This is a genomic window from Antarctobacter jejuensis (assembly GCF_052266595.1).
GTDB classification, from domain to species: Bacteria; Pseudomonadota; Alphaproteobacteria; order Rhodobacterales; family Rhodobacteraceae; genus Antarctobacter; species Antarctobacter jejuensis.
The window spans coordinates 217,119-228,324 of sequence record NZ_JBQQXJ010000001.1; the positions used below are offsets into that span (position 1 = coordinate 217,119).

Sequence of the window (11,206 nt, forward strand, 5' to 3'; positions counted from 1 at the left end):
GCAAATCTCCTCAGGTTTCGGGCAGTCGCGGGCCAGTGCCCGGCGAGGTGCCATTGCTATGCGGGGACAAGCCTCTCACGAACTGTCCCAAACGGTCGACCTCGTATTCGTATTGCCGCGACGGATCACCGGGCGGGCCACACAGAACATGCAGCCAGATTCCTGCGTCCTCTCCGGGATAAGCGACACAATCACTACGCCGCGCGCCCTCTGCAGTGCCATCGCGGGCGCGGTCCTTCAGGTACTGCTGCGCGTAGGCTTCGATCACATCCGTCTCCGTCAGGTTGGCAGCGATCCAGCCAAGCCGAAAGAAATGCAGCGCCATCAGCGTGACGATCCCCACCAAGGGCATCCACCACAACCAGCGCGGCATCACTGCACCATCGCGGGCCAGCACCCGCTCAATCCAATGTATGCCGCAACTCGGCCAGTTCGCGGTCCAGAAAATAGGAGATGATCGCCCGGATCACGACCAGCATCAGCAGGAACAGGAGACTGGCGAATTCGAGGCTGAGCGCCGTGTGGATCACGTCCGAAACGATGAACAGTTCCAACCCGGCAAGGATGTAGCCGCCCAGTTCCAGCCGCGCACGGTTCGTGCGCCGCTGACGTCCCTCTTCCGCGCCGCCCAGTTCGGCCCCGACCACCCGGATCATGAACCGCAGTGCGCCAATCACCAGCAGCAGGATGGCGAACAGGCTGATCGCCGCCGCCACCCAATCCAGCACCTCCACCACATGCGGCAGATACCTGTGCAACGCGGTTTCGTTCGCAACGTGGTTGAATACAGAGTCCATCAGCGCCCCGTCCCGGCCTGTCGCCCCGACTGTAGCGCGCGTCCGCCATTCACGCCATGGCCGCCATCAGTTCGCGCCCGACCAGCATCCGGCGGATTTCGGAGGTGCCGGCGCCGATCTCCATCAGCTTGGCATCGCGGAACAGCCGCGCCACCGGTGCATCGGCAAGGAAACCCGCGCCGCCCAGCGCCTGCACCGCCTGATGCGACTGCACCATGGCCTGCTCAGACGCGTAAAGACAGCAGGCCGCCGCGTCCTGACGCGTGACCTCGCCCCTGTCGCAGGCCTTGGCGACCTCGTAGACATAGGCACGGGCCGAGTTCATCGCCGTGTACATGTCCGCGATCTTGCCCTGCATCAGTTGGAAATTCCCGATCGGCTGGCCGAACTGCTTGCGCTCCGCGAGGTAAGGCATGACCTCGTCCAGACAGGCCGCCATGATGCCAAGGCCGATGCCCGCCAGCACGACGCGTTCGTAATCGAGACCGGACATCAGGACGCGTACACCCTTGCCCTCTTCGCCCAGGATGTTCTCGAAAGGCACTTCGACGTTTTCAAAGATCAACTCGGCGGTGTTCGACCCGCGCATCCCCAGCTTGTCGAAATGTTTCGAGGTCGAAAAACCGGTCATGGATTTCTCGATCAGGAAGGCGGTGATGCCCTTGGCCCCGGCCTCCGGATCCGTCTTGGCATAGACAACCAGCGTGTCGGCGTCGGGACCGTTGGTGATCCAGTACTTGTTGCCATTCAGCACGAAACGGTCGTTCCGCTTTTCGGCGCGCAGTTTCATGCTGACGACGTCGGACCCAGCCGAGGGTTCGGACATGGCCAGCGCGCCGACATGTTCGCCCGAAATCAGGCCAGGCAGGTATTTCCGCCGCTGTTCATCGGTGCCGTTCAACTTTATCTGGTTCACGCAGAGGTTGGAATGCGCGCCGTAGGACAGAGACACGCTGGCCGAGGCCCGCGCCACCTCTTCGACGGCAACGGTATGCGCAAGGTATCCCATGCCCGCGCCGCCCAGTTCCTCGGGCACCGTGATGCCCAACAGGCCAAGCTCTCCCATCTCGCGCCACAGCGGGGCGGGGAATTCATTGCTACTGTCAATCTCGGCGGCCATGGGCTTGACGCGCTCCTGCGCCCATTTGTGCACCATTTCCTGCAGGGCCAGCACGTCCTCGCCCAAATCGAACTTCATCGTCGCCAGAAACACGCCCCACCTCCCCATTATTGAACGCACGTTCATTTAACGCCACCAACCGAGTCGCGTCAATCCCGTCGACGGGCTGTGTCACCAGTCCGAGCTTTGGCGACCGGTCGCAGCCTCACATTGCGTTAAATACTTTCGTATAGGTCCGCACTGTACCCGGCCGAATTATCGACCGGTGTTTTAAGTGTGAACTAAGCCGGACCAGACCATGCCAGGCAAATCGGAACTCACGACCATGCGCAGATTTTTTGCGATTTGGTGGGCAATCGGGGTCGTTGCCATCGTGGCAACCGGATGGATCTGGTTGCGGATCGGGGCGCAGGAAGAACGCGCGCGCAGCCTGACAGGCGCTATCCTGCAACTGGAACGCTCCATCGGTTACGTCGGCTTCATTCACAACTTCAAGAATTACGTCCTCCGCCCCGAAGAAGACATCTACCGCTTGGCCGCCGAGGAGGATTATCTGGCCGCGACCCGTGCCGTTGCCCAGATCCGGGAGGCTGCCAGACAGGCAGGCAGTGACGTACGCCTGACCGACCTGACCGCCACGATCGACGGCTACCGCATGCATCTCGATGCCGCGTCAGAGGCCTATGCCCGCGGGGCCACGGTCCGCGAGGTGGATCAGCTTGTGCGTATCCCCGACAAGGTCGCCGCCGAGGAAATCGCCGACAGTCACCGCAAGATTCAGGGCTTTATCGAAAGCCAGCAGCAGGTTCTGTGGCTGGGTCAGGCGGCCGGGCTGGTCCTGTTGGTGGGGATCATGTTCAGCGGCACCAGCGTTCTGCTGCGTCTGCGCAGCACCCATGCCGCTGCGGAAACGGAAAGACAGCAGGAAAACCTGCAGGTGGAAAAGGCGAATGCCCGGAACCTGCAAAAGGTGATCGACCAGTTGCAGCTGACGAATCGCCAACAGGCAGAATTTGCCTATTCCATCTCGCATGATCTGAAGGCCCCGGCCAACACCGCCCACATGCTGATCGACGCCATCAGGACTGAGGACGGCACGCTTGACCCGGCGCGCACCGAACATGTCGAGGATCTCGACAAGGTCATCCGGCGGATGCTGGAACTGATCGATGGCGTGCTCACCTACTCGCGGACACTGGATTGCAAGGCGCCGGTGTCCAAGATCCGGCTGGATGATGCCCTGGATGAGGTGCTTAGCGACCTGCGCGCGGATATCATGTCCAGTGGCGCCATCATTGAACGCACGCCCCTGCCGGAAATCCCCGCGAACCGTCAGCAGATGCGGCAACTGCTCCAGAACCTTGTCAGCAACGCGCTGAAATACCGCGAACCGGGCAAGCGGCCACGGCTGCGGATCAGCTCATCCGGTCCGGATCAAGACGGGATGGTGGCCATCGAAGTACAGGACAACGGTATCGGCATCGCGCCAGAGGATCACGACCGGATCTTTGCGCTCTTCGGTCGGCTGCACGGCTCCGAGACCTATGAGGGCACCGGCCTTGGACTGCCCATCAGCCAGCGCATCGCGGCTGCCCACGGTGGCGGCATCGCCCTGAAATCGACACCCGGCGAAGGCACCTGTTTCACGGTACGGCTCAGCGCCCATGCGCAGCCCGAACCCAGCCTTGACGCCCCTGTCGCTCAGGCCGGGTAGGCAATCTCGGTGCGCAAATCCGCGCGCTGTGTCCATTCCCAGTAGAGCGCATTCAGCCGCGTGGCGACCGGCCCGGATTTGCCGTTGCCAAAAATCCGGTCATCCACGCGGGTGATGGGCAGCACGCCGCCACCCGAAGAGGTCAGAAAGACCTCATCCGCCTCAAGGAATTCCTCAAGCGGCAGCGCCCGCACTTCTGTCTTCAGCCCGATCTCGCGCGCCATTTCCAGACCGGTGCGCCGGGTGATGCCCTGCAACACGCCAAGGTCCGCCGTCACCACCCTGTCCCCTTTCAGTGCAAAGGCATTGAAGCCCGGCCCCTCGGTCACGTTGCCCGCATGATCGCAAAGCAGCACCGTCTCGAACCCGGCATCCTTGGCCTCGAAAAGACCGGCAGTGAAATCGCCCCAATGATAGTTCTTGGCGCGTGGATTTACGCTGTCCGCCGGAATGCGCCGCACGGTTTTGGCGATCCAGACAGAGGCGCCGGTATCCAGCACCTCGGGCCTGATCACATGCACATAGGGAACCACCCAGGCGTAGAAATGGTTCAGGCAGTCGCGCGGATCACGGCTGCCATGCACCCTTGGCACGCCACGCGCCACAACCATGGCGCAATAGGCGTCTCGCAGGCCAGAGGCGGCAACCATCCGCGTCAGCGCCTCGCGGATCTGCTCCGGCCCCTCGGGGATCCGGTAGCGCCCCGCCGCGACAGAGGCCATGAACCGCGCCACATAGTCATCCAGCCGGAAAAAGCCGCCGTCGACCACGGGCACCACGTCATAGACGATGTCGGAATGGGTCAGCCCCCAATCCGTAACGCCAATCTTCGCTTCGGCGATGGGAATCACTGCGCCGCCCATCCAGGCCGCGCCCTGCGACAGGTCACTCATGCTTTCAGATTTTGAAAGACGGCACCCACCTCGGCCCGGATGATACGGGCGATCAGCGCGCAATCCTCCAGCGAAAAGGTCAATGGCAGGCGCATGTCGACGATACCCTGCAGGATCCGGTCACTGGCAGGCATCGGTTCCGACGGCGCGTAGCGCCAGCTGTCATAGCGCGAGGTAAAACCCGCTGGCTCCGCCCCGCCGAACCACTTCAGTTCAACCCCGCGCGCCGCGCAGCGCGACAGCACCTCCTGCACCGTCTCGCGTGGCCAATCCAGCAGCAGGAACTGGATCGAAGACCCGACGTAGGACTCGGCCTCGGGCCGCTGCGGCAGGCGCAAGCCGGGTGTATCACGCAGGCCTTCCTCGACAACGTTGTAACGGTCATTCCAGCGGCGAACCTGTTCGTCCAGTGCGCGCAGTTGCGGCCGCAGGACCGCCGCGCGCAGGTTGTCCATCCGGCCAGAGACGTTCGGCGTGGTGTATTTCACCCGCTCGAAGACCTTCGGCGGCGGCCCCGCAAGGTGACGCTCATACAGCATGTAGGACCCCGACAACATGATCGCGCGCGCCGCGATCTCTTCGTCATCGGTGATCAGGAACCCGCCTTCGCCCGAATTGACGTGTTTGTAGGTCTGCATCGAATAGCAGCCCACGGCCCCATGCCGTCCTGAGGGCACCCCGCGCCAGCTTGCGCCCATGGTATGCGCGCAATCCTCGATCACCAGAACGCCTGCGTCGTCGCAGATCTGCATCAGGCGATCCATGTCGCACAGATGCCCGCGCATGTGGCTGAGCATCAGGATGCGCGCATCTTCCACCTTGGCCGCAAGGTCATCGAGATCGATCACCAGATCCTCGGTCACGCCGACAAAGACCGGCACCGCCCCTGCCCCGGCGATCGCCCCGGGCACGGGGGCGAGGGTAAAGGCGTTGGTCAGCACCTTGTCGCCCGGCTGCACGCCCACGGCGCGCAAGGCACAGCCCATCGCATAGCCGCCCGAGGCCACCGCAAGGCAGTACCGCGCGCCGGTCATGGCGGCGAATTCCTGTTCCAGCAGTGCCGTCGGCGCGGTCTCTCCGGCGACGGTGTTGTATCGATGCAGGCGTCCGCCGCGCAGGACGGCGACCGCATCGGCGATCGCCTCCTCGGGAATCGGTTCCTGCTGGGTGAAGCTTCCGGTGAATGTCTCGGTCATGCGCCCGTTTTGACGCAGGCACGGCAAGGCGGTCAATCCATTCGCGACCGGCCGCGCAACACATCTGTCGCTTTCGGCGCCATACCGGCTGCCACTGTGGATTAGGCTTTGCCAATGACACCCCTGCATTTCATCCACGCGCTGTCGTGGCAGACCTTGCCGGAGGCCGTGCAACGGCAGGCAAAGCGCTGCCTACTGGACCTGCTGGGCGTTGCAGCGGGCGGTTTGGGCACCGATCTGTCGCGGATCATCCGCGATCACGCGTCCGAGGATTTCCCCGGCGCGACGCCGATACTGTTCGATGACCGCCGCGCCGCGTTCGCCGCCGCCGCGATGGCGATGGGTATGACCATCGACAGCCTTGACGGTCATGACGGCTATAACCCGGCCAAGGGCCATATCGGCTGCCCACTGTTGCCTGCCTTGCTGGTCTTCGGAACGGCCCGCAAGATAAGCGGAGAGGCGTTCCTCTCCGCGCTGGTCATGGGCTACGAATTTGGCGCGCGGGCGGCAGAGGCGCTGCATGGCACCTGCCCCGATTATCACACCTCTGGCAGTTGGGGCGCGGTGACGGCTGCGGCAGGGGGCGCGCGGCTGCTGCAACTGGATCCGGAGCAGACACGGCATGCGCTGGGGGTGGCGGAATATCACGGGCCGCGCAGCCAGATGATGCGCTGCATCGATTTTCCCACCATGGTCAAGGACGGCTCTGGTTGCGGGGCGATGGCGGGCGTGTCGGCGGTGCAACTGGCGCGGCGGGGATTTACCGGCGGGCCGGCCATCACCGTCGAACAGGCACCCGCGTTCTGGACCGGTTTGGGTGAGGACTGGCGCATCCTGCGGCAGTATTTCAAACCCTACCCGGTCTGCCGCTGGGCGCAGGCGCCGGTCGAAGGGGTGCTGGCGCTGCGCCGGGCGCATGGTCTGACCGCGGCCGACGTCGCGCGGATCGAGGTCATCAGCTTTCACGAAGCGACCCGCCTTGCCACTGCCCGCCCCCGGACCACCGAAGAGGCGCAATATTCCACCTCCTTCCCCTGCGCGGTGGCGATGGTGCGCGGCGATCTGCGGCCCGAGGATCTGGATGGGGAGAGCCTGACAGACCCGGACATCCTGCGCCTGTCCGAAGGGCTGATCATGTCAGAAGACGAGGTGGCCAACCGGGCCTTTCCGGGCACGCGGCTGGCGCGGGTCCGGTTGGTCCTGCGGGATGGGCGGGTTCTGGAAAGCGACTGGATACAGCCGCGATGGGATCATGACGCGCCGCCGACGGATGAGGAGATCAGGGCCAAGTTCCATCGCCTGGCCGATCCGGTGCTGGGGCGGGCGCGGGCCGAGGCGATTGCAGAGGCTATTGACGGGCTGGAAAAGACGCCGCTGGCGCGGCTGACGGACCTGCTTTTTCGCGCGCCCTGAGGGATGTCCACGCGTGGACACGAAGTTGACGCAACGTCTTCAATAGCTTGCAGAGACGTTTTTACCTTTTGTTAGGGTTCCCCCCCTCATCCGATCAGCCGCGCAACCGCACCGGCCAGTTCGTCGAAGTGGTCGATCACGGCCTCTGGCGCCAGCGCGTGCACGTCCTCCGCCCCCGGCGGAAAGGTGACGAGGATGCAGGGCACACCGGCGGCGGCAGCGGTGCGCCTGTCGGTGGTGCTGTCGCCCACCAACAGTGACTTGTCGCGCGCCCCGCCGCAGGCATCGACCGCCGCCCAATAGGGGGCGACATCGGGTTTGCGCGTCGGCAGCGTGTCCGCGCCGATCAGGGAATCGAACAGGTCGGACACCCCCAGCCGGGTGATCAGGTCGACGGCCAGCGCCTCCGGCTTGTTGGTGCAGATGCCCACCGCATAACCCGCCTGACGCAGCCCCCGGATCGAGGCCACTGCGCCGGGATACATGTAGGTGCTCCGGTCGATGTCCCTTGCATAAAGCTCCAGAAACCGCGGAAACCACTCTTCGACCCGGTCGGGGGAAAAGCGCCCGGCGCGCGTCAGCCCCTCTGTCAGCATCCGCCGCGCCCCGTGCAGGGCGACCCCGCCATCCTGCTGCGGATCCAGCCGCACGGCCTCTCCCATGCCTTCGAAACAGGCGTTGGCGGCGGCGATCAGATCCTCGCTCGTGTTGGCCAGGGTTCCGTCGAGGTCAAATATTACGCATCTACTCAAGGCTTCCGTCTCCTGTCACATGCCGAAATCCGGCGTGATCGCCGCGACCTTGCAGTGTTACAGGAACCCGATAAAAGGAGCACGCAAAAGAGGCAATTCCGGAGCAGCCCAATGAGCACAGCGCTGATCATCCTCGCCGCAGGCAAGGGCACCCGCATGAAATCCGACCTGCCGAAGGTCCTGCACCGGATCGCGGGGGCACCGATGCTGTGGCACGCGATGCGCGCGGGCGGCACATTGGAGCCGGAGCGCAGCGTTGTTGTGGCCGGGCATGGCTATGCCGAGGTCGAGCGCGCGGCGCAGGAATACGACCCCGAGGTGCGGATCGCCGAACAGGCCGAGCAACTGGGCACCGGTCATGCGGTGCAACAGGCCCTGCCTGCGCTGGAGGGGTTCGAGGGCGACGCCTATGTGCTGTATGGCGACACGCCGTTTATCTCCGAGGACACGCTGGCGCGGATGCGCGAGGCGCGCGGCCGGGCGGATGTGGTTGTGCTGGGCTTTGAGGCCGCCGATCCGGGCCGTTACGGGCGGCTGGTGATGGACGGACAGACCCTGACCCGCATCGTCGAGTTCAAGGACGCCAGCGAGGATGAACGCAGGATCACGCTGTGCAATTCCGGTGTCATGGCAATGAACGTGCAGGTGCTGCGCGATCTGCTGGACAAGCTGGGCAACGACAACGCCTCTGGCGAATATTACTTGACGGATGTGGTCGAACTGGCCCGCGATGCCGGGCTGACCGCTACCGCCGTTGCCTGCGCCGAGGCAGAGACCATGGGCATCAATTCGCGCGCCGAACTGGCCGCCGCCGAGGCGGCGTTTCAGGTGCGCGCGCGGGCGGAGCTGCTGGACCTTGGTGTGACGATGATGGCCCCGGACACGGTTTACCTGTCGTGGGACACGGTGATCGGGCGCGACACAGAGGTGGAGCCGAATGTCATCTTCGCCCCCGGCGTCACGGTGGAATCCGGCGCGCGGCTGCGAGCGTTTTCGCATCTCGAAGGCTGTCACGTCAGCCGGGGCGCCGTGGTTGGCCCCTATGCCCGCCTGCGGCCCGGTGCAGAGCTGTCCGAGAACGTGCATGTGGGCAACTTTGTCGAGGTCAAGAACGCACTGCTGCACGAAGGGGTCAAGGCCAATCACCTGACCTATATCGGCGACGCGGAAATCGGCGAAAAGACCAACATCGGCGCGGGCACCATCACCTGCAACTATGACGGCGTGTTCAAACACCGCACGGTGATCGGCAAAAACGCCTTTATCGGGTCGGACACGATGTTGGTGGCGCCGGTGACGGTGGGCGACGGGGCGATGACCGGATCCGGGTCCACCATCACATCCGACGTGCCGGCGGGCGCGTTGGCCATCGCGCGCGGCAAGCAGGAAACCAAACCGGGTCTGGCGACCAAGCTGATGAAGATGCTGCGCGCCCGGAAAGCCAAGCAAAAAGCCGACGCCTGACGGGCATTTGGTCGAGAGTTACAGGGATTTCTGAAAATGTGTGGAATTGTCGGGATTCTGGGGACACACGAAGTGGCCCCGCAATTGGTCGAGGCGCTGCGCCGTCTGGAATATCGCGGCTATGACAGTGCGGGCATTGCCACCGTGCATAATGGTCATCTGGATCGCCGCCGCGCGATGGGCAAGCTGGTCAACCTGTCGGACCTTCTGGTGCATCAGCCCTTGGCGGGGCGGTCGGGCATCGGGCACACCCGCTGGGCCACGCATGGCCAGCCGTCCACCGACAACGCCCACCCGCATCGGTCCGGTCCGGTGGCCGTGGTCCACAATGGAATCATCGAGAATTACAAGGAGTTGCGCGAAGAGGTGAAGGCCTCTGGCCGCGTACCGCAGACGGAAACCGACACCGAAACCATCGCCCTGCTGACCGACAGCCTGATCGAACAGGGCCTGTCGCCGGTGGACGCGGCGATGGCCTGCATCGACAAGCTGGACGGCGCCTTTGCGCTGGCCTTCCTCTTCGATGGCGAAGACGATCTGATGGTGGCGGCGCGCAAGGGTTCCCCCTTGGCGATCGGCCATGGCGAGGGGGAGATGTACGTGGGTTCCGACGCCATCGCGCTGGCCCCCCTGTCGCCGCATATCACCTATCTGGAAGAGGGCGACCGCGCCGTCCTGACCCGCAACAGCGTCGAGATCCGGGATGAGGCGGGCCGTCTGGTCAACCGCGAGATGCGCACCGTGCAGATGGATGCAGCCCGGGTCGACAAGGCGGGTTACAAGCATTTCATGGCCAAGGAGATCGCCGAACAGCCGACGGTCCTGTCCAATGCGCTGACCGCCTACCTGACCGAATCCGGCATCGCCCTGCCCGACCCCGGCATCGATTTTACCAAGATCGACCGCCTGACCATGGTGGCCTGCGGCACCGCCTTTTACGCCTGTTTCACCGCGAAATACTGGTTCGAGCAATTGGCCGGGATGCCGGTCGAGGTCGATATCGCGTCCGAATTCCGCTATCGCGAACCGCCGATCATGCCGCGCACGGCGGCGCTGTTCGTGTCGCAATCCGGTGAGACGGCGGATACGCTGGCGGCGCTGCGCTATTGCCGGGACAAGGCGGAGAAGATCTATTCGGTCGTGAACGTGCCCAACAGTTCCATCGCCCGCGAAAGCGATCTGGCCCTGCCGATCCACGCCGGGGTGGAGATCGGCGTCGCCTCGACCAAGGCATTCACCTGTCAGTTGAACGTGCTGCTGCTGCTGGCGCTGAAGGCGGCAGAGGATCGCGGACGGCTGAGCGCCGAGGAGCGCGACGAGATCCTGAAATCGCTGCGCGCGCTTCCGGGCACCTTCAACGCGGCGCTGGACCGGGACGAGAGCATCGCCAATGTCGCCCGGCGGCTGGCCGAGGCGCGGGACATCCTGTTCCTGGGGCGTGGGCTGATGTATCCCCTTGCGCTGGAAGGCGCGTTGAAACTCAAGGAAATCAGCTATATCCATGCCGAGGCTTATGCGTCTGGAGAGCTGAAGCACGGCCCCATCGCGCTGATCGACAAACATGTGCCGGTGGTCATCATGGCGCCCAAGGACGCGCTGTTCGAAAAGACCGTGTCGAACATGCAGGAGGTCATGGCGCGCGGCGGCAAGGTCTGCCTGATCACCGATGCCGAGGGCGCGGCAGCCGCCGGTCAGGATGTCTGGCGGCTGATTCAGATGCCCAAGGTGCCGGATATCCTTGCCCCGATCCTATATGCTCTGCCCGCGCAGTTGCTGGCCTATCACACCGCCATCGCCAAGGGCACGGACGTGGACCAGCCGCGTAACCTTGCGAAATCCGTGACGGTGGAGTGA

The 11,206-nt window shown here is 64.2% G+C and carries 10 protein-coding genes; 4 read left to right on the forward strand and 6 right to left on the reverse strand.

Features of this window, described 5'->3' with window-relative positions:
• Positions 1 to 10: 10 nt before the first annotated feature.
• The 3 genes from ACTXGA_RS01095 to ACTXGA_RS01105 are packed head-to-tail and all read right to left on the reverse strand — an operon-like array spanning position 11 to position 2,010.
• Complete coding sequence (locus ACTXGA_RS01095; RefSeq protein WP_443391245.1) at positions 11 to 373, reverse strand: hypothetical protein; 363 nt, start codon at positions 371 to 373, stop codon at positions 11 to 13.
• A 28-nt stretch (positions 374 to 401) separates the two neighbouring features.
• Positions 402 to 797, reverse strand: a complete 396-nt coding sequence (locus tag ACTXGA_RS01100; RefSeq protein ID WP_443391246.1) for a DUF1622 domain-containing protein — start codon at positions 795 to 797, stop codon at positions 402 to 404.
• Positions 798 to 846: 49 nt separating this feature from the next.
• The gene (locus ACTXGA_RS01105; protein WP_443391247.1) at positions 847 to 2,010 is read right to left on the reverse strand and encodes an isovaleryl-CoA dehydrogenase; all 1,164 of its coding nucleotides are present in this window, start codon (positions 2,008 to 2,010) and stop codon (positions 847 to 849) included.
• 232 nt (positions 2,011 to 2,242) lie between these two features.
• On the opposite strand from ACTXGA_RS01105, the gene ACTXGA_RS01110 reads away from it, so the two are divergent.
• Positions 2,243 to 3,631: a sensor histidine kinase gene (locus tag ACTXGA_RS01110; RefSeq protein ID WP_443391248.1), complete on the forward strand. Its 1,389-nt coding sequence runs from the start codon at positions 2,243 to 2,245 to the stop codon at positions 3,629 to 3,631.
• On the opposite strand, the gene ACTXGA_RS01115 is transcribed toward ACTXGA_RS01110, so the two are convergent.
• Positions 3,619 to 4,524, reverse strand: a complete 906-nt coding sequence (locus tag ACTXGA_RS01115; protein WP_443391249.1) for an aminotransferase class IV — start codon at positions 4,522 to 4,524, stop codon at positions 3,619 to 3,621. The genes ACTXGA_RS01110 and ACTXGA_RS01115 overlap by 13 nt on opposite strands.
• The gene (locus ACTXGA_RS01120; RefSeq protein WP_443391250.1) at positions 4,521 to 5,720 is read right to left on the reverse strand and encodes a DegT/DnrJ/EryC1/StrS family aminotransferase; all 1,200 of its coding nucleotides are present in this window, start codon (positions 5,718 to 5,720) and stop codon (positions 4,521 to 4,523) included. The genes ACTXGA_RS01115 and ACTXGA_RS01120 overlap by 4 nt, the downstream gene beginning before the upstream one ends.
• Before the next feature lie 114 nt (positions 5,721 to 5,834).
• On the opposite strand from ACTXGA_RS01120, the gene ACTXGA_RS01125 reads away from it, so the two are divergent.
• Entirely contained in the window at positions 5,835 to 7,136 is a 1,302-nt protein-coding gene (locus ACTXGA_RS01125; RefSeq protein WP_443391251.1) for an MmgE/PrpD family protein, read from the forward strand.
• Between the two features lie 86 nt (positions 7,137 to 7,222).
• Here the strand turns inward: ACTXGA_RS01125 and ACTXGA_RS01130 are convergent, their stop codons facing one another.
• The gene (locus ACTXGA_RS01130; protein WP_443391252.1) at positions 7,223 to 7,888 is read right to left on the reverse strand and encodes an HAD hydrolase-like protein; all 666 of its coding nucleotides are present in this window, start codon (positions 7,886 to 7,888) and stop codon (positions 7,223 to 7,225) included.
• A gap of 111 nt (positions 7,889 to 7,999) precedes the next feature.
• Between ACTXGA_RS01130 and glmU the strand changes: the two genes are divergently transcribed.
• Together glmU and glmS are read left to right on the forward strand one after the other, a co-directional pair.
• Positions 8,000 to 9,352 carry a bifunctional UDP-N-acetylglucosamine diphosphorylase/glucosamine-1-phosphate N-acetyltransferase GlmU gene (gene glmU / locus ACTXGA_RS01135; protein WP_443391253.1) on the forward strand — a complete coding sequence of 451 codons (1,353 nt, stop codon included), beginning with the start codon at positions 8,000 to 8,002 and terminating at the stop codon, positions 9,350 to 9,352.
• Between the two features lie 36 nt (positions 9,353 to 9,388).
• Complete coding sequence (glmS, locus tag ACTXGA_RS01140) at positions 9,389 to 11,206, forward strand: glutamine--fructose-6-phosphate transaminase (isomerizing) (RefSeq protein ID WP_443391254.1); 1,818 nt, start codon at positions 9,389 to 9,391, stop codon at positions 11,204 to 11,206.